Consider the following 25,273-nt stretch of genomic DNA (forward strand, 5'->3'; position numbering starts at 1 on the left):
CACAAAATTTTGGACAGTGTCATAAATTCTTAACACTATTAAAAGCAGGTCTAATATGTAAGTATAAATCATCTATTTCTAAAGGAGGTAATGTCTGAGAAAATTCTACAGCAACTTTTATTTTAGTCTGTAAATCTTCTTCAAGTTTATAATTTTCTCCAAACAATAGATAATTAAGATTTAAATCCTCATTCCTATATTTCTCCAGAAATATTTCAAGATTATTATAGAATGCTGAAACTGGAATATTAGCAATGTTATTCTTTATATCTCTTGAATTTTTAGATCCACTAAAAAATACCACTGAAAGATTATTAGATATAGCCTTTTCTTCTATTCCTTTTCTTCTATCTATAGCCTCATTTCTTAAAGGTGTTAAATCTAGAAAGGATTCATGGTAAAGAACAACATTTCCTTCCTTGAAGATTTTCTTGCTATTTTGAGTCAATTCATCTAATGTATAAATTGGAGAAATAATATCATTAAATTCTTCGAATCTACTAGTAGACCAATTATAATCTTTCTCTTGTCTCAATTTTTTATCATCAATCAAATAAATCATTTGCTAACCTTTAATAATTTCTAAAATATGTTTTACACCTCCTACTTTTTCCTTTAAAACCTCTTCTTTTGGGCGTGATGTTTTCCATAAATCTTTTTTATTCCAAATTCCTAATCTATAAGATTCATCAGATTCAAAATCTGCTTCAAGAATTAGATTACAATTTCCATTTATTTGATTATTAATCAAATTTCTGTATTTATCCCCGATCCTTTCTTTTGTGTTTATTAAGCTCTTCTTATAAATAGAATCTTTATGTAGTATTCCGAATAATATCTTACCATCTACTTCTTCAAGACTTAATACAACTTTTGGTTTGGTTAAATTATCTAATTCAATGATTAATTCAATAATTTTTGAATAAGCTTGTAAAAATTTATCAACATCAACAAAAAACTCTATCATTTCAGGAAATGATTCTGTTTCAATTATAAAATCTATTTGATCTTGAAATTTCTCATTTACAAAATTCACCAATTTTAGTAGAGAATTATCCGCTCGTATATGGAATAACTTTTTAAAGTAAATGACTAAATTTTTAAAATCATAAAAACTATTAATGGATTCTTTAATTTTAATTGGATTAGAAAATTCGAATCCTAATTGTTGAATTTGATTAGCTAATCCATCACTTAAATGAGGAGGAACACCAGGATTATTTTCCGACCAAATTAATAACTCTTCACTAGACCAATTAAATTTAATATTCTGTGAACTCCAACCATTTTCTAAAATGTCACCTTTATAATCAAGTCCTGTTAAATAACCTCTTATCAAAGCTTTTAAATAAGGTGGTGCAAATTGATTTTCAAATTTTGAATATTCTTCTATAACTTTTTCTAAATGCTTTTTAAATGAATATTCAATTCCTCCACAATATTTTTTTATGTTTTCTAACTCATTACTATCTATATCGTGACAAGTTGATTTCAAAATGGGATTTTGATTAAAATTTAATAGGAATTTATATGTATTTTTTGGAGAAATATACGTTATATCAAAAACATCTACAGTTTCATCATTATTTACCCCTGATTCTTCCATACCTTTTTTATCCTTCGTAATATTTTCAAGATTAACTAACCTTTCTTCAATAGTTTTGAATTGAAATGAATCCTTCTCTATTTCTTTTTGAGTAAGAGCTAAAACACGATCTCTTTGCGCGGCGTTCAATCTCTTATCATTCAAAAGTTTTTGAATGAAGTCATATTTCTTACTGTCCATTTTATAAAGTAAAAATTATATTAGAATTCTTTTTATTATTGGAATCATCAGCATCAAATCCCATTATATCAAGGATACTATTTATGTCATCATTATCTAAGAAATCAGTTAATGAAATTCGTTTATTATTATAATAGATATCCATTGCTTTAGAAATTCCCGCTTCTTCCCAAGCGTTTAAAACTTTATCAATTTTAGATACTTTTCCTATTGACTTATAGAATCGATTTTTTAAAGTTAAAAACTTTTCATCGTCTTTCCCACGTACCATTCCAAGGTATAATAATTTACCTTCAATTACATTAAGCATAGAAGCATTCATACTTTTGACATGACCTTTCTCTTTCGAATAGTCTTTTTTAAAGATTTCTGTCGCCTTTTCTATCCCATATTTCTCGATGAAAAATATCCACATTCTTAGTTGTTTCACGTATTTCTGAGAAACATTAGCATATTCATTTATTGTAATACCTGTTACTTCCTTACGATAACCGTTTCCTTGCAGACGTGTTTTCGCTTGATTAATCATTAAATTTTGTGCTGTAATGATACGGTTTAATTCCAACGTAAATGTTGGATTAGAATATACATCATAATTTGATGAAAAAGTGATATCATCTGCATACCTAGAATAGGTTAGTTTAAAACGTTTTGCTAAACCTTTTAATTGACGATCTAATTTATAGCAAAGAAGGTTTGTCAACGAAGGAGATGTTGGACTACCTTGAGGTAATACAATCTTAGTTTCACCCTCAATCATTAATGGATGCGTAGTTAAGCAAGCTAGAATGAATGAAATCTTTTCTTTAGATTTATCACCTTCAAATAATTGATACCAAATCCCCATTTTAACTCGATTTCTATCAAAAGAATGAAAGAAGTCTTTTAAATCAATGTTATATACATACTTTTTGTTGGTATGCATTTTAGCATTATCTACAATTGATTTACCTGCTACAAACCCAAATGCATTTGTATGAGGAGTATATATGAAGTTAAATAATTGATTTAACGATTTTAAAATTAAATTTAATTCACTAATCGGAGCATTGATTTTACGATCTGCTCCAGATTTTTTTTTAATCGTAAATTCTCTGTATCGATTTTTTGCTAACGCTGGATTTGAAAGTTTTGCTAATTGTTCAACTTCTATTGTATGCTTTATTTGCGTTAACTCATTTGTTTGATTTAATACAATACATAAATCATTTAAACTTTCTATTTTTAAGAAGTTTTCTTTGATTTCAGTAATTTGAGCAACAGTAAGAGAATTTTTCATAGTGATTTGGTTAGCTATAAATCCAATGGAATACCTGTATATTCTTTATGTAAACAATTAAAAATAATTGATAACTGAATGATTAATTATAAAGCTTATTTATTGAAGCGATTACTATCGTAAAATGAAGAAGCTTTATAGAGGATCATTCATAAATAATAAAAATAAAATAATATTAAAATAATAAAAATATTATCTATGTATTACTTCATCACATTGTCCCTCTTATAGAGGGTGATTACCGATCGTTGTTTAATCGAAATTATACCAGTAATCAAAATTCAATATTTATGTCAGGTATTCCAAAGAACTGATTTGTTTTATTGATGCAAACTTAGAAGCTTATGGTGCAATCTAATTGCATCTAATAAAAATTATTCATTTTTTTAATTCTCTCTTTTAATTTTAACCTTAAAGATTCAGGCTCGATTACTTTCATTTTATCTCCAAATGATAGTATTAAACTTTCTAATTCGTAGTTTAGTTTAATATTCAATTCCAAGATATTACCTTCAATCCACTGTTCTTCATGAAGTGGTTTAGTTTCAAGATAAGGTATAATATCATTCACTAATTCAATTTTAACCTTCTCTACTTTCTTATCTTGAAAATTTGTAACTCCTATAATCTCATTAAAATAAATTTCGAAATCAATCGTACTCTCAATATACTCAAAAGTAGTACTTTCAACTGAAACAATACGGTCTAAAGCCAAAGTTTGAATATAATTTTCATCATGATTCATCCCTAATAAAAACCATCTGTTGTTATATTCCTTTAAATAAAATGGAGAAATATGAATTGAAATTGGATTCTCTAGAGTAAAAGGATGATACAAGACTTCTAACACCTCTTTATTGATGATTTGACGATATAATTGATGAAGATATTCAATTCCTCTTAGATAATCATTCCCTTCAAAACTGATTATTTTCTCTTTACTCGTATCAATATCCAATGCTGTTTCCAACTGAACCTGCATTTTACTTAACCAATCAAAACCAGGTAAACCTTTTATACGAGACATTGTAATTAATGCATCTTTTAATACGGCAGATTCATTCGCATCTAAATCCTTTTTCATAAAAGAATAAGACGGATCAGAATATCTATAATAAGATTTACGACCTTCTTTAAATTTTTCAATTGGCGCAAAATTACCTCCTGAACCCTTCATAAAATCTATATCGTATTGAATTGTTCTTTTCGATACAGAAATCTCGTAACTGTAATAATCTGAAAGTTTTTGTGAACAAACACGAATTATATCTTCTAAAAAATATTTTTTATGAAAATTAGAGAAACATTCGTCTAATACTTGATAGCGTAAAAATGCATTTTTAGTTTCTGACATCTATAGATTTTCAATAATAAAACGCTAATATATAAAATGGGTATCAAACGGGTATCAAAACTATGGTAAAAAATGGTGATTTTAAAATGTAGTAAAAATGCTAAATGATTAAAAATCAACTTAATTAAACAAAAAAAAGCACCTTTAAAAGGTGCTTTTGTGGTCCCACTTGGAGTTCTATTTGTTTATATTAACTTTTAATGTATTTTTACACATTATATAACAGATAGTTAGAGTTTTACATAAATTAGTTTTAGTCAATTTTAACTCATTTTAATTTCAAAAACACCCCCTATCTGACCCCCTAATTAAAAGTTGTTATAATGAATTATCATTTTGAGCTAAGGAAAGATAAAATCAACAAAGATGGTCTAATCCCTATCAGATTAGTTGTTACGCACGGGAAATCCAGAATACGTAAAAATATCAACGCTAAAACTATAGATACTGACTGGAACAAAGATAATTACACAATAAACAATCAAAAGAAAAGCCCCTACTTTGAATATTACAAAGCTTCTAATAAAGAAATTCAATCTGTAATTGAAAAAGTAGAATTTATTTTCAAGTTTTTTGAATACAATGAAATTGATTTTTCTGAACAAATATTCAATGAAAGATTTGATGAAGATAACACCAAAGTTTCAATCGGCTTTTTTGAAGCATTTCAAGAATTTATTGATGTTTCAAAATTAACCAAAGCTACTGGAACAATTAAAAAATATACTACTGTACAAAATTTTCTAAAAGATTTTAAAACTTTTACAAAATATCCATTACGTTTCGATACTATCAATAAGAAATTTGAAGAAGTCTTTATGCTTTATTGTTTTGAAGAACGTAAAACGGTTAATAATTACTACGGAAAATTAATTTCAATCATAAAAACATTTATGCAATGGAGTTTTGATCGACAATATCATAATTCTATTGAATATAAACGAATTAAACGTACTGAAGATGAGATAGAAGTTATTTATCTGTCAATGGATGAATTAATGGAGTTGTACAATCATAAATTTGAAAATAAATCTATGGAAAGAGCAAGAGATTTTTTCTGTTTTGGTTGTTTTACGGGTTTACGTCATTCAGATATTTACAATCTTGATAATGCAAATATTTACAACGATCATATTAATTTATCCTTGATAAAAACCAAAACTAACGATCATATTATTCCATTAAATGATTTTGCAAAAGCTATTTTAGAGAAATATAAAAACACAATTTACAATCCAATTCCTAAAATTTACTCACAGAAATTAAATAAAAAAATTCAAGATTGTTGCGAAGAATTAAAATGGTTTGATGAAGTTAAGTTAGTGCGTTTTATTGGAACTGAAAGAGTTTATAAAAAATTTCAAAAGTATCAATTAATCACTTCCCATGTAGCACGAAAAACCTTTATTACAAATGGTTTAATCTTAGGAATGAATGAACGTGTTTTAAGAAATATTACCAATAGTAAAGATGAAAAATCTTTCAGACGCTATGTAAAAATTGAGGAAGTACAAAAGCAGAAGGAAATGGATATTTGGAATACAGTTAAATACAAAAAAAGTGAATAAACTAACGATAAATACACCGTTGAATCAAGTTTTAGTTCATTTAAACAAAAATGGAGATATTGAAATTGAAAATCTCTTAGACATTATCAATGAACATCTGAATTACAATGATATTATTACACTATTTGATTACATAGATATTCATTTTCCATTACTTAAAAATCAATTAAGTGTAATTGAAAATCTAAACATTCACTTATTTGAAAAAAAATATTCAGCAAACATTTCTGAATACTCCAAATTACTTGAAACTGGATATTTTATATGCTATTTAATCGCCTTAAAGTATGAAATTCAATCAACTTTACTTAATCCATTGTTTAATAATCTGAAATCAAAGTTTATAAAAGATTTAGATCTTAAAATTAATCAAAACACAGCTAAACTAGATTTAGAATTTGAAAATAAAGGGCATTTTAGTTTAACAGACTGTCTATTTTCATTTTTTATTTACGAGCATATAAAAGCCTTTAGATTATTAAAAAACAATATTCTAAAATCAATAGAAGAATCAAATAATGATCATACATATGTCAATTTAACATTCGAAATAAATAACTTCTTCAGAATCTTAAATCTTGATTACATTCCACTTATAAATCAAAAATCAATTGATACAAAAATTCATAAAAATGAAGTTTTAGTTTTATTAAATGGAAGCTTAAATAATGAAAGATGTATTCCTTTATCAAAACTTGATAAAAATATTATTAAAGAAAATTTAAATTATTTGAACAAAAACAATAACAGCTATTTAATTTATAAAGTTTTAATAATCTTACTACGTGAAATATCTAAAGTAGATCACAGGTATATGATTAGAGTAATACTGGATAATCTAACAAATATAAATCCTACGAAATATTCTAATGTTGAATATAATTACTGTCGAGATACTTTAAATGTCTGTTTATCTCAAAAAGAGAATTTATTCAAATTATATGCAGCTTTATCATTTTTAAAGGACTCCGAGTACCTTGAAGGGTTATCTAAATTACTTCCTAAATTATTAGCTGAATATCTAAATGTTAGCTCGACAAGTGAACAATCAATAAAGAATTACGTTTTTTTGAATAAAAATTCTAATAAAATAATTGAAAACTATAAAAATCACCTTTTCAAATATATCAATTAACATACTGATTATCTTTTAATTAACAATCAGGTGTAATATAGGTGTAACTTTTATATCTCAAATCATTCTAAGTTTGACTCAGTTAAAAACAATTAAACCTTTTTATTATGAGTAATAGATTTGTAGACAAAGGAGTTGAAAATAATTCTGCTCCTGAAAGAAAAAATGAATCAGTAAAATTTATTGAGAAAACAAGTTTTCCTATAAAGGAAGATCGATTGAAACAAGCGGAAGTTGCAGAAATGTTTGATACCACTGTTCAGACAATCATTAACTGGAGAAAAGCTGGGAAATTACCTTTTTATAAGATCGGTAGGCATATAATTTATTCAAGAAGTCAATTAATCAAAATCGCTTCACAAAATCAAGATTTAGTAAAAGCATAAAAAAAGAGTTTAATCCCACATTAAACTCTCATTTATAAAAATAACTTACGTTATGTTTTGTCTTTATTCTATGGCAAATATAAGACATAACAATTAATCACACAACTTATTATGAACTTAGATTCTGCCGAATTTATTCGAGTGGGCATATCATATTATGCTATAATTGAACGCCCTACCATCTCAAAAGATACCGAGAAAATCATGATTTCTTGGAACAAAGAAACCATTGTAAATGATCTTGGTAAAGATTATATATCCGCTATCAAAAAGTATTACGGTTTTTGTTGTATTCCACAACATATTAATTATGAGCGTGAAATAGGAGATTTCTACAATATTTATCATCCACTAGATTATGTCATCGAAACCGAATCGGAAATTGATTTACAAGAGTTACAATCAAAAATCCCTTATACACTCCAATATATCAAACATATATTTGGAGAGCAATATTTATTAGGGTTAGATTATCTCAAAATATTATTAGAAAATCCCACGCAAATATTACCTGTTCTTGTATTGGTTTCCTCAGAACGTGAGACTGGAAAAAGTACATTTCTGAAATGGCTTCGTAAAATTTTCTCTTTCAATGCCACTTTTATCAATGCTGATTCGTTCGTAAACAACTTCAATTCTGATTTGAATGGAAAATTACTTGTTTTGGTAGATGAGATCATTACAGATAATCAACAAGTAACAGAACGTATTAAATTCCTTAGTACAGCCGACCGAAACAAAATAGAAAGCAAAGGAAAAGATAAAGAAGAAGTGGAATCGTTTTACAAATTTGTGATGACTTCTAACTTTGAAAAAAATTTCATCAAAATTGACAAGAAAGAAACTCGATTTTGGGTTCGAAAAATTCCTTCAATTATTAAAAACCCTGAGTTTGACAAGCATTTATACAAAGAAATCCCTTTCTTCTTAAATTATTTAATTCGAATACCACATTCCACACCAAAGCAAACTCGTATGTGGTTCACTCCTGAACAAATTCGAACAAAAGCATTAGCAAGATTAATGGATTATGAGAATGAAAATGCAAAACAAAAAGTATTTGAAATTTTGATTGAAATTCATGAAAATTTTAATGAGGATGAAATTTTGATTGCTCCAAAGGATATTCAATCTATTTCTAAACGAATTCATGGACGAAACTCTATTGAAATAAATGACGCAAGAAACGTATTAAAAACTCTAAACTTAACCCCTTCTAATAATTCAAATAAATATGAAGGATATGAATATTTACCACATGGTGAATTCGTAAAAATTGACAGAAAAGGAAGATATTATTCTGTTATTTTCAGCGAAATACGTCATTTTTTTGATGACAGTGATGACAGCCTTATAACTATTTGATATATAATAAAATACTGTCATCAAAATCGTCATCAAACTGTCATCAAAATTTAGTTTGATGACAGAATACAGAAAATAAAATTTGAGTTTGATGATTGATGACAAAGTGATGACGGGTTATAGAATTAATTTACAATAAATTACAAGCTTCTGTCATCAATCATCAAAAATTTCGTAAAATCTCAACCATACAGAAAATGAATTGCAAAATGATAAATGAGCAAATTAGAATAGTAGATTATTTAGCTCAACAAAACATTTATCCAATAAATAATAAACAGAATGTTTTTTGGTTTCTAAGCCCATTTCGAAATGAAAAAACAGCTTCGTTTAAAGTGGATAATTCTACGAATCGTTTTTATGATTTTGGAGAAGGAATCGGTGGAACTTTAATTGATTTAATTTCTAAACTTGAAAATATTTCAATTAAAGAAATTATTCAAAAATTCAACGAAAACTCTTTTTCTTTTCAAAAGCAAAATGATTTTCAACTTGAAAAAATTCAAACAAAAAACGAATATAAAATTTTAAAATTGAAAGAAATTTCATCATTTCCTTTAATTCAATATTTAGAAGAAAGAAAACTCACCTTAGAAATTGTAAATCGATATTGTAAAGAAATTCATTACAAATTAAATCAAAAAACATATTACGCAATTGCATTTCCTAACAATCAAAATGGATATGAAATTCGAAATAAATATGTCAAAATGTGTTTAGTGAAAAAAGATATTTCTTTGATAAAAAATAATCAAAATCGACTAAAAATTTTTGAAAGCTGGAGCGATTTTATCAGTTACCTTTTTCTATTTTCTAATGACGAATTTCTTTACGATTTTTTGATTCTAAATTCAATTGCTTTGCTTAGAAAAAATATAGAATTGATAAATAAATATGAATCTATTCAAACTTATTTTGATCACGATGATGCTGGAAAATCTGCAACAATTTTCTTAGAAACTGAATTAAAAACTAAAGTAAAAGATGATTCAAATTTCTATAAAAAATATAAAGATTTGAATGAGTTCATAAATTTTGAAAAATAGCCAAAAATTATAGTTTTAGTAAAATTAGGAAATAGCAAGCAGTAATCGCGGGTAACCGATTCAATCTTTTATATTCCTAATTTTCAGTTAATTATAAAACAAAAGTAGTATTTTAATATGCCTTAAAATACTACTTTACAATATAACACATTAAATATCAATAGTATTAACAATGTTAACAAAATAGTAAAATGAAAAATAAGTTAGTTACTTTCAAATTAGATGAGTCAATAAGAGAGCATGCAATTAAGATGAAAAGATTATATAATTATCCCACTTACGATGATCTTTTTCAAGATATTTTTAAATTTTTTATTGATAACGAAACATCACCAAGAGATGCAAATATTTCACTACACAAACAAATTTTTGAGATGAAAAGATCATTATCAAAAATTCATTCTGAGTTTATAAATAAACGTTTAAATCCTACACTTTTTGAAATAAAAACTCAATATATCAACACTAATAAAACGATGATTGATATGATTAATCAAACCAATTCTAACACACACAAAGTGATTGAAATTGCAGAAAGTTTAAGCGTTGATCCACAAAAAATAGCTCCACAAAAAAACATCGATTTAGAAGATATTAAATCTAAAATATTAGAATTTGATAAAGTGAAAAAGATCAAATTTAACGGAGAAAAAAATATTGTAGAAATTGATTTACTTGAATACAATCGCTTAATGGATCAGCTCAAATTACAATTAAATAGGATTTAAAATCGTGTTAAAGAAAATTAGAATACTCTACCGATTTATTCAAAAAGTATTGTAATTTATTATCATATTCTTCTTTAGAAATACGATCATTTTCTATGAGCACATCATAAATATCTTGAAAATAAAAGTAGAAAAACATATTAATTCTATAATCTTGTTTATTGTGATTTAAGAAATTTTCGAAGTCATTAAATGTATATGGAACCAATGAATCGAAATTTAAAGAATTACGGATTAGTAAATATTCTGTAATCGTCATTAATTTAGGAGATCTAACAATCAAATATATTATTGCTGTTTTGATTGAAGTATTATCAATTAATAAAAATTCATTGATTTTATCAAGTAGATATTGATTATTAACTCCAATATCATTGGATTTTTGATACAGTTTTACTTCGTTTACAAAATCAGGATTGAGTATAATGTAATTTTCTTTTTCTGTAGATTGATTGAATTCTTTAAACAAAATACGATTGAAAATAAGATCAATAACTTGTAGAGGGCTTTTTCTGTGTTCAGATAATTTTTGTAAATATTCCATAAATAAAGATGGCGTGAAACTACAATCATATCTATTACAGAGGTACTGAGATACCCAACAGCTAGACAGACTTCGCCCACGCCACTATATGGCACGAGCGTAAGTCTATCGAAATTCTAGCTGTTTTGAAGATTCTCAGTTTTCTGTAACTAAATAACGATAGCTTACGCGTACGTAATTACTATTTTAATGATGTAAAGATAGAAAATGATTACTAAATTTTTCTACATATACTTATCAATCATGAAAATTCAAACCTTTTATCATCTTATTTAATGTTTATTATAATACACAATTTTTGTAATTATCTTAAATTTGTTTAATATAACTTACATTTATGTTTGACTTTATTTCAATTAAAGATGTTAAAAATAATATAGGAAAATGGTGCAAAAAAATGCGCAAATTCGAAAAATTAACGCAAGAAGAATTAGCAAATGAACTTGGACTTTCACGTTACACGATTGTTAATCTTGAAAATGGAGAAAATCCGACAGTTGAAACGCTATTAAAAGTTCTACACTATTTTGATAAAATGAATACTCTAAATCAATTCGTATCCACAAAAATTGATGATTTAGATAATAGTAAATCAATGTATTGATTTATAAGTTCTACTGTTAAATAGATGCTTTTTTTTCAAACTTTTAATAAAACGGTCTTTTCCAAAATTTGTTAATGTTATTAAATTTAGTACTTTCTTGTTTATAGCTAATAATTTCTATAAATTTGACCTCTTTGGTCAATTAATCATTCAACAAATGAATATAGGTTCAATTATAAAAGAAGCAAGATTTAAAAAAAAATTATCGCAAAAAGATTTAGCGACACAAATCGGCTGTGATGTTTCTTTTCTTTGCAAAGTTGAAAAAAATGAAAAGAAGTTAAGTTTAGAAAAGTTGAAATTAGTATCATCTATTCTAAATTTAGACTTCTTGAAATATAAAAATGAATACTATTATGATAAGATTGATTCAATTTTCGAAAATGAAAATGAAGAATATAAAATCATGATAATTAATAATCTAACTAATAAAAACAATGTATAGTTTTGTTGATTTATTCGCTGGTTGTGGAGGGTTAAGTGAAGGATTTTATAAAGAAGGGTTTAAAGCATTAGCACATGTTGAAATAAATAAACATGCATGTGAAACTTTAAAAACTAGAATGAAATTCTATGGATATGAAAACGTTGATGATGAAGTTTTAAATGTAGATATCACAAGTGAAAATATAAATGAAATTATTGATAGTGCAGTTAAAGATAGAACTGTAGATTTAATTGTAGGTGGTCCTCCATGTCAGGCTTATTCTACATTAGGTCGTGCTAAAGATGGTAATGCTATGCAAGATGATCCACGTAATTTCTTGTTTGAGAGTTATATTAGAGTTTTACATCATTTAAATCCTAAAATATTTGTTTTTGAAAATGTTACAGGTTTATTATCAGCTAAATTAAATAATAAATTAATCTTAGATACTATACTTGAAAAGCTAGGTGAAAATTATAAATTAATAAAATCACCTAAAGAAATGGTCTTAAATTCAGCTGATTATGGTGTACCGCAAATAAGAAAACGTGTAATCATTATTGGGGTAAGAAAGGATTTACCTTTTAATGCTGATGAAGTTTATAAGAGTATACTTAAAACTAATTCTGAATCAGATGAGTCAAGTTTAAAACGTTATGTTACAGTAGCTGATGCTATTAGTGATTTACCTCCCTTGAAAGCAGGGGAAGGAAATGATCAAATTGAATTTAAGTCTGATAATTCAAATGAATTTCTAAATGAAATATTGGATAAGAAATCTAATATTTTAAGGCATCATGTTGCTAGAAAATTAAATGATTTAGATGTGGAAAGGTATTCAGTAATGAGTAAAAATAATTGGACTTTTACTCAGTTATTGGAAAATAGAGAGGATTTAAGACATCCAAAGCAAAGAGTGTTTAATAATAGTTATTGTGTTCAATTTTGGGACAAACCTGCACGTACTATAATTGCTCATTTATATAAAGATGGTAATCAATTTATACATCCAGACCACAAACAAGGTCGTTCTATAACGCCAAGAGAGGCTGCTAGATTACAGTCTTTTCCAGATGATTTTGTTTTTGAAGGTTCAAGGACAGAAATTTATAAACAAATTGGTAATGCAGTTCCGGTTCTTTTAGCACAAGCTATTGCTAAAGGATGTAAAAAAGTATTGAATAAATATGATATTTAAAAATATTAAAGAAATTAACGATAAAAAATTAAAAGCTAGTTTCTTAGAGAAGATCGATTTACATATTAGAATCGTAGAGTCTATCGCTGAACTTAATAAATTAGATATAGAAAAGTATATAGATTCTATCGATAATGTAACAATATCTTATTTAACAAAATTAGGTGTAATAGAATCCGAAGATGAAATCCAATTATTAAAAAAACTATTATCTACAAGATTTACTCCTTTTATAAAAAGTGTGAATTTCACTATTAATAATAAAGAAATTATAGGTAATCATTTAGATAAATTAAATAATTCAATTAGGTTAAAGTACCAAAAGAAAGAAGCGGAATCAGATAAACCTACATTAGTTGATTTCTTTTGCGGTGCTGGTGGATTAAGTTTAGGTTTCGTAAAACGAGGCTTTAAAGTAATTTTAGCTAACGATCACGAAGATGTTTGTATTGATACCTATTCTTACAACCATCCCGAAGTACGTGAAGATAAAATCATCAATGGTGATATTAGAAAAATAGTTGACAATGTAAAAGATTATATTGATCAAGATGTAGATATCATTGTAGGTGGTCCTCCATGTCAAGGGTTTAGTACTGCAAATCAACAACGTATTATTGATGATCCTAGAAATGAATTATATAAATATTTCATTAAAGCGATTACACATTTAAGTCCAAAATTTGTTGTGATGGAAAATGTACGTGGTATGCTTCCTTATGCGCAACAAGTAATTGATGATTATAAAAATATTGTCAGTGTAATAGATGGTATCAAGTATACTTATGATGTGAATTGTCGTATTTTAATTTCGGATGATTTCGGAGTTGCTCAAAAAAGACAGCGTTTAATTTTTATTGCTATAAGAAACGATGTTGCACAAAATAATAACATAACTCCTGATGAAATATTTGAGCAAATTATTTCAAATTCAGATTCAATTAAAAGACATACTTTAAATGATGCTTTAGAATTTATCAAACCTTTAGAACCAAATAGAATAAAAAATTCAAACGAAATTGATAGTGATATTTCAGGTAAAAAAGTTGATGTCAATCAATTTAATGGGAATGAAAATTCATATTTAAAATTGATTAATACCGGAAGAAATATTCCATTAATTTATAATCATAAATCTAGATTCGTTAGCGATTTAAATTATGATATTTATAGATTATTAGATCAAGGGGATGATGCTACGAATGAAAAAATTGCTCATTTAATGCCTTATTCTCACCGCAATAATGTTTTTAAAGATAAATATTATAAATTAGTTGCTGATAAGCCTTGTAGAACAATTACTGCACATATGAGAATGGATTGTCATTCACATATTCATCCTTATGCAGTAAGAAGTTTAACGCCTAGAGAAGCTGCTAGAGTTCAATCTTTTCCAGATGATTATGTTTTTATGGGTGCTTATCTAAAAACGTATATGCAAATTGGTAATGCAGTACCACCAATAATGGCATCTTATATAGCTAAAGAAATTAAAAAATACCTATAATAACCAAAACTACTATAAAAACTTAACTTATGAGAATTCAACAACTTATTAGAAAGTTAAACAGTACAGAACTTAATTCTCAAAGCACAAATGATGCTTATATTAGGTTATCTGCTGAAATGCAAGAAGAATTACCTAAAGATTTTTTGGAGAGTTTAAACTCTAAAGAAGTCGAAGTAGTTATAAAGAAAACGGGGGATATCATTACGGAACCCAAATGGATTAGATACCAATTTTATCCTTCGAATAGAGAATATAGAATTGTTAATTTATCTTCTGTCTTTGAAGAGTATAATCCTACACCAGGCGATTACGTTATTGTTGAAAAGATTATTAATGAAACTGATATTTGTTATGAGATTTCTATGAGAGTATTTGAAAAACTTTCATTAAAATTTCACAAATCAAAAAATTGTTTCGAAATATTAAATCCTACATCAAGTCTATTTATAGATATAGAGGAAGATATTGTAATAAATTTTAATGGAAATTCTATCGATTCAAAAATATCATTCTTAAAAAGAGAAAAAAAGAGAGCAGATTCACCAGTGGAAACCAGCTATTATGATATATTAAATTTACCTAAATCTTTTTATGAATTGATAGGTAAAGATTCATTTATAGATATTACAAAAAAGGCTGGTAAACATTTTATTTCTGTAGAAAAGTCTTGGGAATTTAATACAATAGAAAAATAATAATGGCTAAATATTTTTTATATAACGTATATTCTGGTGTAGATACATTTTCTGCGTTTCCAGCTGGTGATGAATTTAGTTTTGATACATCAAATTTTAATCCTCAATTTACTTTTTCAAAAGATGATATCATAGTTTGCTATAGTAATCCTGGTTTGTTTTATGTTTTAAAAATTGTAGATATTAAAGATAATGCCATAAAAGTTTTTAAATCATTAGAGTTTTTTAATGATATTTTTATTGCCTTTGATTCTGGTATTAATATTAAACTAATTAATGTTGAAGAATACAATAATTTATTAGGTGATTTTTTTAATAATTTTTTATTAAAAATTGACAACAAGCAATGTCAATTAACTACAGATATTAAAGATTTTAATTTAATTTATCAATTTGCAAAATGGTTAAATGCTAATCTAAAAAGTAATTATTATGAGAATAATTACGATAAAACAATAAATGGGTTAGAAAAAATTAACGATAAATATAAAGAATCATTTGGTGAAGATTTATTTGTAATTGAATTAAATGAAATTGAATCAAAAATAGAATCAATAAATACAAATATCTGGAATAAAGATTCTGAATTTTGGGCTTTTAGTGAAGCTAGTTCAACACATGTTCCAAGAGCTATACTTAATAAAGATAACTATCAGAAATTTTTAAAAGAATTTAGTTTTAAAAATCATAATAGCTTCAACAAAATATATTTTGGTCCTCCTGGTACAGGTAAATCACATGCAATAAAAGAAGAATTAAAAAAACTTGGGGCAAAAGGCGATTATTATTCAAGAGTAACATTTCATCCCGATTATGATTACCATTCATTTGTAGGTGGATATAAACCATTTACAGATACAGAAGATGACGATAAAATTAAATACAAATTTGTACCACAAATATTTACAGATTTGTACGTAAAAGCTTGGAGTAATACAAATGACGATTATTACTTAGTAATTGAAGAAATAAACAGAGGAAATTGTGCAGAAATTTTTGGAGATATTTTTCAATTACTAGACCGTAATCCTGAATATAATATTGAGCCATCATCTGAATTAAAGGCATATTTAAAAGAACAGGAAAATGAATTAAATAAGGATAAAACTGAGGAGGATGCTAAAGTAAATTTATTATTTGATGGTAAATTGCAAATGCCTAATAATTTATCAATATTAGCTTCTATGAATACATCTGACCAATCATTATATCCTATGGATTCTGCTTTCAAACGTAGATGGGATTGGCATTATGTACCTATTGATTTAAAATCTACTGAATCTAATTTTACTATCAAAATTGATGACACTCATCAATATTCTTGGCTGGAATTCTTATCTAAAGTCAATGATAAAATTTATAGTGTAACCAAATCCGAAGATAAACAGATCGGAAATTGGTTTATCAATGCTTCTAAATCTGAAAATAGTATCTCAAAAGAATTATTCATTAACAAAGTATTATTCTATTTATGGAATGATGTATTTAAAGATGAGGTGTTTAACCCAGATAATATTTTTATAGAAAGAAATACTGATGGTACTAAGAATAGAGATATTTCATTCAATAACTTTTATAATAAAGACGAACAAGATAGGTTGCTAATTCATTTATTGTCAGACATTCTAAATGTTCCAGTAATAAAGTCAGAAGATAAAGAAATAGTAGAATATAGTCAAGAAAATCAAGTGGTGGGTGAAGCTGCCGAGCCTAACGGAGAAGAATATAACGAAAAGAAATCTGAATCTGAAGAATAATGAGAATATTATTTGAAGGTGCAAAATACAATATCAATGATTTAGAAAAATGCTTTGGTGATAAATTTTATCATCAAATAGGTAGTCATGGATATATAGATGTGGTTGGTTATTATCATTCCAATGATAACCAACTATACTATTTTTTGCCGAAATTATTCATTACAGATAACGATGAGTTTTTAGACACTAATATTCCTTATTTAAGTTTATTCAACGAAAATATAGAATCACTCTTAAAAAAGGATATAACTTTATTGAATTGGTTTCGAAAATTCTTAATTCTATTTTATAAATCTTTAGCAGAATATAAAAATAGGGTTGATAGTAAAATCATTCAATTAGGAGATACACTACAATTAAGTACGAATGTAGGTACGAACGAATTTACATTCTTGGATTTAGTATTAACGATATTAAACTTCTACAAGAAGAATAAAGACTTTTTTATTTTTCATACCAAAGAACAACAGTCATTAAAACATAAAAAAGTAAGCTGGAATAAGACCATAAGAAAGCAACAACCTATATTTGTTGGTAATACTCCAATTTACGATAACCTAAATACAAAGGTTAAAAAAATAAATGATGACGAAATATTAATGACTTATTTCTATTCGGTTTTACAGCATTTAAAAGACGAATATAAAGTAGATGTAATAATAGATTGTCCATATAACTTAATCAAAGGAGAGCGATTCAAAATCTTTTTAGAAACAGGTTTATATAAAATCAAAAAGATTAAAAACAATTACTATTCAGATAAGTTAAAAGCTATTTATAACTTATTAGTATTGTTTTTTGAGAAGTCTTTTGTTGGAAGTGTCAAAAATAAAAGTGATGATTTTATCATTGTAAAACAATACCATAATGTATTTGAAGATATGATTGATAAGCTTTTATCAGACAAATTTTCAGATAGGAAAACATCAAATGGTATTTCTTTAAACTATCTTAAAAACAATCAAGATGGTAAAATATTAGATCATTTATTCGAATTTGATAGCATATTAGATACAGACGAAAGTATATTCTATATAGGAGATTCAAAGTATTATAAGCATAACTCTAATGTAAGTGATAATTCTATTTATAAACAATTCACTTATGCAAAGAATGTGATACAATATAATATTGATTTGCTACAGGAAAATGCTAAAATACCTTCTCTAATAAATAAATCAATTCGTTATAGAGATGAAATTACTGAAGGTTATAGTATATCACCAAATTTCTTTATACAAGGTGTTATAAAAGATATAAATGATTTTGATACAAATGGTTTAATTCAAAATATAGAAAAAGGAACAGAAAAGAATGCACATTTTAAAGAGCGTTTATTTGATAGAGATACTCTATTTATAAACTATTATGAAATAAACTTTCTGTTCGTTTTAAATAGTTATTCAAACTATTCTAATGATAAATTAATTCAAACTAGAGAACTATTTAAAAATACTTTCAAAACTCATTTTAAGGCATATTTTAAAAATCATAGTGGTTTTAATTTCTATCAATTATTATTCGAAACTGAAGAAGATTTAAAATCTTTTGTTAATTCTGAATTTAGATTTTTAACAGGTAAAATAATAAGAACTATATCTAATCCAAAAAGACTGATATTAGCAATTAATCCTTCGAAGGAAGAAAAATCAGGAAATAACTTGTTAGATAGATTCACTGTTTATGATAATAGAGAATCAAAAATGCGTGAGTTTAATTATGTATCTAATAGTACATCTATTAAACCTCTAATAGAAGAATATAAATTTAATTAAAACACTCATTTTGAGTGTTTTTTTTTGCATATTAAATTTTTAGCGACACATCTTGTCTTTCATCTGTTGTACTTTTATTAAAAGAATTTAAATCACTAACAAATTAAAAATAGTAAATATTCATTCATGACAGAAGAAGACTTAGAAAGTATTTATATGTATCATTTGAAAATATTAACTGAATATAACATGAAATATCTTCAACGATATATTAAAAGCAAAAATTACAATGAAAATGATCATCATAAAAATATGCCTAAAAACTTAAAAATAAGCCTTAATATCCATGATTATATAATTCAATTAGATGATTTACATAATGATTTAAAAAAGTGCTTAATATTTATTAAAAGATATCCATTAAGAAAGTATTACGAAGAAAATGATATTATAGAAATAGATTTCATAAAATATCATAATGAAGTTTTAATTCATAAAATTCATACAATTTTAGAGGTTATAAAGATTGCAGTTAATGATATTCTAAATTTAAACCTAAAAAGTAAAAATTGTAATTTGAATTCTATGAAAACTAAACCAGCTTTTGTCAACTCGGAATTTCATAAACTAATTGAAGCATATAATAAAACATTTGAAAATCAAATTAATCATAGACACTTAAATACACATAGAGCCATATATTTAGATAATTTAAATAAAGATTTAGCATCTAAACTTGGGTTTTATAAACTATGTAAAAAGATGAATATTGAAATTGATGATGAAATTCAAAATTTAATGCCTGAATTTATTTTAGAATCAAAAGTAAAAAAACATAAAAAGGAAAAAGTTATTTTCTTCAATGAAGTAATAAATCTATCTGAAGATTTTATTAAAAAATTTAACATACTAATTATTGAATACTTTTTTAAAAACACATTAAACAATGAAGCTACACTCAATTAAGCTAAAAAACTTTAGAAGCTACAAAGAAGAAACAGAAATTAAAATTGATGATTTAACCGTATTTGTTGGTAAAAATGATATTGGAAAATCAACAATATTAGAAGCTTTAGATATTTTTTTTCATGACGGAAAAGGAGATTATGTAATCAAATTAGATAAAGATGATATCAATAAATCTGCATTAGAAGAGGGGGATAGAGATATATTTATTACTGCAATATTTACAGATTTACCAGATTCAATCACTATTGATGCAACAAATCCTACTACATTTGAAAATGAGTATCTTTTAAATTCTAATAATAAGCTAGAAATTATCAAAAAATATCCAAATGCAGGAGCAGCAAAGGTATTTATTAAAGCAAATCATCCAACTAATGCAAATTGTTCAGAGTTATTAATAAAAAAGAATACAGAATATAGAAGAATCATCACTCAAAACGAAATAGAATGTGATAATCAAACAATTAACGCTACTATGCGAACTGCAATTTGGAATCATTTTGCTGATGACTTACAATTAAATGAGATTGAAATCGACACATCTAAAGAAGATGCTAAAAATATTTGGGAAAAAATACAAACATACCTCCCATTATATTGTCTTTTTCAATCTGATAGAAAAAATAGTGATAATGACAGCGAAGTCCAAGATCCTTTAAAAAAAGCAGTTTCTCAAATCTTAACAGATCAAACAGTTATCTCAATGTTTGAAGATATCGCAGAACGCGTTTCTGCTCATTTGAATGCTGTTTCCAATGCAACTTTAGCGAAATTAAGAGAAATGAATCCTGATATCGCAAATTCTTTGAATCCAATAATTCCTACAGCAAGTTCATTAAAATGGGTAGATGTTTTTAAAAATGTTTCAATAACTGGTGACGAAAACATTCCAATTAATAAAAGAGGTAGTGGTGTTAAAAGATTAATTTTATTAAACTTTTTTAGGGCTGAAGCCGAAAGGAGAATGCAATCTGGTAATTCACAATCTGTCATTTATGCAATTGAAGAACCTGAAACTTCTCAACATACTGATCATCAAAGATTATTAATTAAAGCTTTTAAAGAATTATCTCTAGCCGATAACACACAAGTTTTATTAACAACGCATAGCTCTATAGTTGTTAAGGGATTGGAGTTCGAAAATTTAAGATTAATCAATAAAGATGAAGAAGGAAATAAATCTATTTCAGAGGTTTTACCTAATCAATTACCTTATCCTTCTTTAAATGAAATAAACTATATTGCATTTAAAGATTTAACAGATGAATACCATAATGAATTATATGGTTTCATTGAAGCAGAAAGTTGGTTGAATGAATTTAAAGTAGGTAAAACAGAAATTAATTATCTACGAATGAGAGGTGAAAATCAAATTACAGAAAGAAAAATTCTTACAGAATATATTAGACATCAAATCCACCACCCTGAAAATACTTTGAATCAGAGATTTACACCTATACAATTAGAAGAATCTGTAGATCTAATGAGAGAATTTATATTAAATAAAAGAAGTGAGTTATAAAACTCACTTCTAAAATAATCGTAATTGACCTTGATAAGGTAAAGAACGACAATGTTGTGTTACATTTTCAAGTTTTCCAAAACGAATTCTTGTATATGTTCTCACAAATACAGGTTTTAAACCTGCGCAACTAATGCATTTCATAGCATTTAAACTTTATTGTTAATAACCGATTAACTAAAAGTGCTTAATACATTAGTTGTGTAAATATACAAATAAATATAAATACCCCCTAACTAACCCCCAATAAAAAAATAATCCCGATAAACAGTGTGTTTATCGGGATTTTCAGTGGTCCCACTTGGGCTCGAACCAAGGACTTGCTGATTATGAGTCAGCTACTCTAACCAACTGAGTTATAGGACCAGAGAATTAAGCAATAAAAAGGAAGCTATCACCTAATTCGTTTGCAATATTAAAGCTATTTTTTTGAACTTCAAAATTATTTTACATCTTCGCAAAGCTCTACCAATACGCCATTTGTTGTTTTAGGGTGTAAAAAAACAATACGTTTATTATCTGCTCCCAATTTTGGCGTTTCGTTAATAAAAGTAAACCCTTGATTTTTAAGACGCTCTATTTCGAGTTCGATATCATCTACTCCAAAAGCAATATGGTGAATTCCTTCGCGATTTTTTTCTAAATATTTTTCAATAGCACTATCATTTTTTTCAGAACCGACCAATTCGATCTTCGATTCGCCTACTTCAAAAAAAGAGGTTCTCACACCTTCCGACTCCACTGCTTCTTCTTTGTACGGTGCTTTTCCTAATAATTTTTCGAACAATTCATTCGATAATCCCAAATCTTTAACGGCAATCCCTAAATGTTCTATTTTCATGTGTGTTGTTTTGCGTAAAGATAAACTTTTCTAAAATTTTTTATTTAAAATTTAAAGAGTTTGTTGTAATATTGAACTATGAGTTTTTATGAAGATGGGAGTCAATATCTCCGCAAAGGTCAGTATAGAAAAGCGATTGATTATTTTACATTATCGATTAAGCGTCAAATAGAAGTGGCAAATTCATATTTCGGTCGTGGATTGAGCCAATATTATATGAAACAAAATACAGATGCAATCAAGGATTTTGATAAAGCAATTGAATTAGATGATAAAAATCCAAACTTCTATTTCTACAGAGGAATGGCAAATTTCAATCAATATAATCCAACAAAAGCAGCTGAGAATTTTGATAAAGTGATCGAGATTGATCCGGCAAGTTTTGTAGCTTATCATCAAAAAGGTTATGTATTGATGAATTTGAACAAATACGATGAGGCGATCGAATGTTTCAATAAAGCTTTAGAGATTAATCCAGATTACGAATCATGTTACCACAATCGTGCATTTTGCTACGATCAATTGCAACAATTGGATAAAGCAATCGAAGATTATTCGAAAGTAATTGAAATGAAGCCACATTTCTTGTCGTATTACAACAGAGGAAATACTTATTTTGTTTTGAATGATTTAGAAAATGCATTGAATGATTTTAATCAATCAATCGAGTTAAATCCAAATCATTTCTTATCATACTACAACAAAGGCGCAATCCTAGAAAAATTTGAGAAACAAGCCGAAGCTGTAGAGGAATACAAAAAAGCATTGCAGTTGAATCCTGAATTTTATTTAGCTGCCGAAAGATTAGCACAATTAGAAAATCAACAATAAAACATAGAAATCGTTTCGAATTGGAACGATTTTTTTTTATGTCATTTATTTCTTATCGTAAATCAATGTTAGACCATGCGTTGTGTTGTTAATTTGCCTTAAAATTAATCTAATATGCAAGTACAAATCGCCGTATATGGTAAAAACAAAGAAATTGTAGACACGTTAGAACGCGTGATCAACAAAAATGAAAACTGGAAAGCATTTTGTACCTGCTCACAAGAAGAATTGAAAGGATACGTATCAACAAATAATATCCAAATAATATTATACAGTAGTGGAATTGGTGCTTCGGAGGTAGAGAAAATGGAGGAATGGATAAGCACTTATTTCCCTACGATAAAGCAAATCCATCATTATGGTGGCGGAAGTGGTTTGTTGAAGTGCGAAATTGATGGCGCTTTGGCTGGAATAAAACCTATTAGCAAAGCAAAAATCAATGTTATTCTTTAGCCTTTTAAGAGAAAAAAGCTTTTCAGTTGTAGATGAAAAGCTCTTTTTTTTACATATTTTTTATAATCCAATAATCTCGGGAAATCCCAACATCATTGCGATTAACTTCTATTTCGTCGCAAAAATCTAAAAATAATTCGTCCAAAGTTTTATCAATTTTTGGTGTAGAACCGAACAATTTCGTTAGAATGGGATTAGTTTCGTGCTCCAATAACTTCCCTGTAAACTGCTGAATGTTATTTTCTTTAATTCCAATAAATGTACTTGGCGCAAAAACCATCACCTCGTCCGCATCAATCACCAAAAATGTTTTTGATTTTTTGATTAACTGAATCGATTTCTTTTTTTCTTCATCCGTTCCAACTTCTAGACTTTCCAAAAACAACTCGACGTTATCAAAAACTTCTTCCTTATCTTGAACAAATTCCATCTTATAAATTTTAGCAAAATTAAAGTTTTTTTTCTGATTGTCCACTTTTATTCACGTTACCTATTTATCATTTCAATAGAAAAGTCTTCATCTATTTATGCAAAACTGAAATAAACTCAACTTGACATTATTGTCATTCTAAACCTGTCGAAGAATCTCAGATTATTCTAAACTACTTCAGTCATCTTCAACTCGATTCAAGATCACAACAAAAATATTTCCTTGAGAAAAATGTAGTTGAGTAAAAAAACTAATCTTCTTTCAATAGAATTTCGACTTCTAAATATTCGTGGTAATTTTTGACAAAATCATGGTCAAAATCAATGTCTTCTAAGCGCATTTGAATCCCTTTTTTATCAACATCAATATAATCTAAAATCGTTTGAACATTATAAAGTTCAAGATTATGAAACGTAGGATACAACGTAATTTGCTTCAAGGTAAGTGCCATAATAAAACAATTGATTCCATTAAAATTAACCCCGATATCAGCGAAATTCTTATAAAAAGCAATCAAATTTGTTTTGAGCTGAAGATTATAATTAAAACTTCTCAACTTGAAATTTTTTAAGACCAATCGATTTGTCGTTTTCAAGACAATTTCTTCAGTAATCTGAAGGTTTTTACTCAATAATTCTAAAACTTGTTTATCCTCAACCAATTGATACAAAATATTCAAATATCGTTTAGCTTCATCAAATTCAAACAATTCTAAACTCACTAAAATCGATAAGAAAAGAAAACGTTGATTGGTAGGATACACAATTTCAATTTCTTTCAAATACTTTTGCGCTTCATCAAATTTCAATTTATGAATATAATATTCGGCAATGTAGAAATTCGCAGCATACAAGTAATAATCTTCCTTTTTTGCTTCTAAAAGATACAAAATCGATTCTTCGTTGAAGTTTAAATTGCGCTGAACAACTCCTTTCAGAAAAAGTGCTTTTTTATCTTTTGGATATTCGTGAAGCAACTGATTTAATAAATCTTGTGCCTTAATTAATTGCTGAATCGGATTGTGAATAAACGAAAAACTTTTCCAAATTGGATATTGATTTTCATCCATTTTATCATCAAAAATCAAGAAAAAAATATCATTAAAAAGTCGATTGTAATCCACAGTA

25 protein-coding genes and 1 tRNA gene are annotated in these 25,273 nt (G+C 26.7%); 17 read left to right on the forward strand and 9 right to left on the reverse strand.

Annotated features, from left to right (window positions below; all coding sequences use genetic code 11):
- Positions 1-19: 19 nt before the first annotated feature.
- The 4 genes from B4E59_RS01890 to B4E59_RS01905 all read right to left on the reverse strand — a co-directional run bounded on the left by B4E59_RS01890 (position 20) and on the right by B4E59_RS01905 (position 4,419).
- Positions 20-553 (reverse strand): hypothetical protein, encoded by a 534-nt coding sequence (locus tag B4E59_RS01890; protein ID WP_291051025.1) that lies wholly within the window; start codon positions 551-553, stop codon positions 20-22.
- A 12-nt stretch (positions 554-565) separates the two neighbouring features.
- Entirely contained in the window at positions 566-1,786 is a 1,221-nt protein-coding gene (locus B4E59_RS01895) for a hypothetical protein (protein WP_291051027.1), read from the reverse strand.
- A gap of 1 nt (position 1,787) precedes the next feature.
- The gene (locus tag B4E59_RS01900) at positions 1,788-3,065 is read right to left on the reverse strand and encodes a reverse transcriptase family protein (protein WP_291051029.1); all 1,278 of its coding nucleotides are present in this window, start codon (positions 3,063-3,065) and stop codon (positions 1,788-1,790) included.
- Between the two features lie 364 nt (positions 3,066-3,429).
- Positions 3,430-4,419: a helix-turn-helix transcriptional regulator gene (locus tag B4E59_RS01905; RefSeq protein WP_291051031.1), complete on the reverse strand. Its 990-nt coding sequence runs from the start codon at positions 4,417-4,419 to the stop codon at positions 3,430-3,432.
- Positions 4,420-4,742: 323 nt separating this feature from the next.
- Between B4E59_RS01905 and B4E59_RS01910 the strand changes: the two genes are divergently transcribed.
- The 6 genes from B4E59_RS01910 (at position 4,743) to B4E59_RS01935 (ending at position 10,647) form a co-directional block, all read left to right on the forward strand.
- Complete coding sequence (locus B4E59_RS01910; protein ID WP_291051034.1) at positions 4,743-5,987, forward strand: phage integrase SAM-like domain-containing protein; 1,245 nt, start codon at positions 4,743-4,745, stop codon at positions 5,985-5,987.
- Positions 5,980-7,122, forward strand: a complete 1,143-nt coding sequence (locus B4E59_RS01915) for a hypothetical protein (RefSeq protein ID WP_092908188.1) — start codon at positions 5,980-5,982, stop codon at positions 7,120-7,122. Before B4E59_RS01910 ends, B4E59_RS01915 begins: the two co-directional genes overlap by 8 nt.
- A 107-nt stretch (positions 7,123-7,229) precedes the next feature.
- Complete coding sequence (locus B4E59_RS01920; RefSeq protein ID WP_092908189.1) at positions 7,230-7,508, forward strand: helix-turn-helix domain-containing protein; 279 nt, start codon at positions 7,230-7,232, stop codon at positions 7,506-7,508.
- Positions 7,509-7,619: 111 nt separating this feature from the next.
- Positions 7,620-8,873, forward strand: a complete 1,254-nt coding sequence (locus B4E59_RS01925) for a primase-helicase family protein (protein ID WP_291051039.1) — start codon at positions 7,620-7,622, stop codon at positions 8,871-8,873.
- 209 nt (positions 8,874-9,082) lie between these two features.
- A complete protein-coding gene (locus B4E59_RS01930; RefSeq protein WP_291051042.1) occupies positions 9,083-9,919 on the forward strand; it encodes a DUF8464 domain-containing protein in 837 nt (278 codons plus the stop codon).
- Between the two features lie 191 nt (positions 9,920-10,110).
- Positions 10,111-10,647: a hypothetical protein gene (locus tag B4E59_RS01935; protein WP_291051045.1), complete on the forward strand. Its 537-nt coding sequence runs from the start codon at positions 10,111-10,113 to the stop codon at positions 10,645-10,647.
- Between the two features lie 7 nt (positions 10,648-10,654).
- Here B4E59_RS01935 and B4E59_RS01940 read toward each other — a convergent pair whose 3' ends face one another.
- Complete coding sequence (locus B4E59_RS01940; protein ID WP_291051047.1) at positions 10,655-11,191, reverse strand: hypothetical protein; 537 nt, start codon at positions 11,189-11,191, stop codon at positions 10,655-10,657.
- A 337-nt stretch (positions 11,192-11,528) separates the two neighbouring features.
- Here B4E59_RS01940 and relB point away from each other — a divergent pair, with 337 nt between their 5' ends.
- The 9 genes from relB to B4E59_RS01985 all read left to right on the forward strand — a co-directional run bounded on the left by relB (position 11,529) and on the right by B4E59_RS01985 (position 21,591).
- Entirely contained in the window at positions 11,529-11,795 is a 267-nt protein-coding gene (relB, locus tag B4E59_RS01945; RefSeq protein ID WP_291051050.1) for a type II toxin-antitoxin system RelB family anti-toxin, read from the forward strand.
- Between the two features lie 157 nt (positions 11,796-11,952).
- Positions 11,953-12,240 carry a helix-turn-helix domain-containing protein gene (locus B4E59_RS01950; protein WP_291051053.1) on the forward strand — a complete coding sequence of 96 codons (288 nt, stop codon included), beginning with the start codon at positions 11,953-11,955 and terminating at the stop codon, positions 12,238-12,240.
- Positions 12,233-13,420, forward strand: coding sequence for a DNA cytosine methyltransferase (gene dcm, locus B4E59_RS01955; RefSeq protein WP_291051056.1), 1,188 nt, complete (start codon positions 12,233-12,235; stop codon positions 13,418-13,420). The genes B4E59_RS01950 and dcm overlap by 8 nt, the downstream gene beginning before the upstream one ends.
- Positions 13,410-14,927 (forward strand): DNA cytosine methyltransferase, encoded by a 1,518-nt coding sequence (locus B4E59_RS01960; RefSeq protein WP_291051058.1) that lies wholly within the window; start codon positions 13,410-13,412, stop codon positions 14,925-14,927. Before dcm ends, B4E59_RS01960 begins: the two co-directional genes overlap by 11 nt.
- A gap of 29 nt (positions 14,928-14,956) precedes the next feature.
- Positions 14,957-15,625 (forward strand): hypothetical protein, encoded by a 669-nt coding sequence (locus B4E59_RS01965; RefSeq protein WP_291051059.1) that lies wholly within the window; start codon positions 14,957-14,959, stop codon positions 15,623-15,625.
- A gap of 2 nt (positions 15,626-15,627) precedes the next feature.
- Complete coding sequence (locus B4E59_RS01970) at positions 15,628-17,382, forward strand: McrB family protein (RefSeq protein WP_291051062.1); 1,755 nt, start codon at positions 15,628-15,630, stop codon at positions 17,380-17,382.
- The gene (locus tag B4E59_RS01975) at positions 17,382-19,160 is read left to right on the forward strand and encodes a hypothetical protein (RefSeq protein WP_291051064.1); all 1,779 of its coding nucleotides are present in this window, start codon (positions 17,382-17,384) and stop codon (positions 19,158-19,160) included. Before B4E59_RS01970 ends, B4E59_RS01975 begins: the two co-directional genes overlap by 1 nt.
- 126 nt (positions 19,161-19,286) lie before the next feature.
- On the forward strand, positions 19,287-20,066 hold the full coding sequence (locus B4E59_RS01980; RefSeq protein WP_291051067.1) for a Cthe_2314 family HEPN domain-containing protein: 780 nt from the start codon (positions 19,287-19,289) through the stop codon (positions 20,064-20,066).
- Complete coding sequence (locus tag B4E59_RS01985) at positions 20,047-21,591, forward strand: ATP-binding protein (protein WP_291051069.1); 1,545 nt, start codon at positions 20,047-20,049, stop codon at positions 21,589-21,591. The genes B4E59_RS01980 and B4E59_RS01985 overlap by 20 nt, the downstream gene beginning before the upstream one ends.
- A gap of 292 nt (positions 21,592-21,883) precedes the next feature.
- Here the strand turns inward: B4E59_RS01985 and B4E59_RS01990 are convergent.
- Both B4E59_RS01990 and mce read right to left on the reverse strand, forming a co-directional pair.
- Positions 21,884-21,957, reverse strand: a tRNA-Ile gene (locus tag B4E59_RS01990).
- Between the two features lie 76 nt (positions 21,958-22,033).
- Positions 22,034-22,432 (reverse strand): methylmalonyl-CoA epimerase, encoded by a 399-nt coding sequence (mce, locus tag B4E59_RS01995; protein ID WP_219034454.1) that lies wholly within the window; start codon positions 22,430-22,432, stop codon positions 22,034-22,036.
- Between the two features lie 78 nt (positions 22,433-22,510).
- Between mce and B4E59_RS02000 the strand changes: the two genes are divergently transcribed.
- Positions 22,511-23,263 (forward strand): tetratricopeptide repeat protein, encoded by a 753-nt coding sequence (locus B4E59_RS02000; RefSeq protein WP_038337013.1) that lies wholly within the window; start codon positions 22,511-22,513, stop codon positions 23,261-23,263.
- 114 nt (positions 23,264-23,377) lie between these two features.
- Positions 23,378-23,716 (forward strand): hypothetical protein, encoded by a 339-nt coding sequence (locus B4E59_RS02005; protein ID WP_125350109.1) that lies wholly within the window; start codon positions 23,378-23,380, stop codon positions 23,714-23,716.
- 49 nt (positions 23,717-23,765) lie between these two features.
- On the opposite strand, the gene B4E59_RS02010 is transcribed toward B4E59_RS02005, so the two are convergent.
- Positions 23,766-24,146: a hypothetical protein gene (locus tag B4E59_RS02010; protein ID WP_125350110.1), complete on the reverse strand. Its 381-nt coding sequence runs from the start codon at positions 24,144-24,146 to the stop codon at positions 23,766-23,768.
- A gap of 250 nt (positions 24,147-24,396) precedes the next feature.
- Positions 24,397-25,269, reverse strand: a complete 873-nt coding sequence (locus B4E59_RS02015; protein WP_291051072.1) for a tetratricopeptide repeat protein — start codon at positions 25,267-25,269, stop codon at positions 24,397-24,399.
- Positions 25,270-25,273: the final 4 nt, after the last annotated feature.

The sequence above is a fragment of the Empedobacter sp. UBA2044 genome, assembly GCF_002333005.1.
Lineage (GTDB): Bacteria > Bacteroidota > Bacteroidia > Flavobacteriales > Weeksellaceae > Empedobacter > Empedobacter falsenii_B.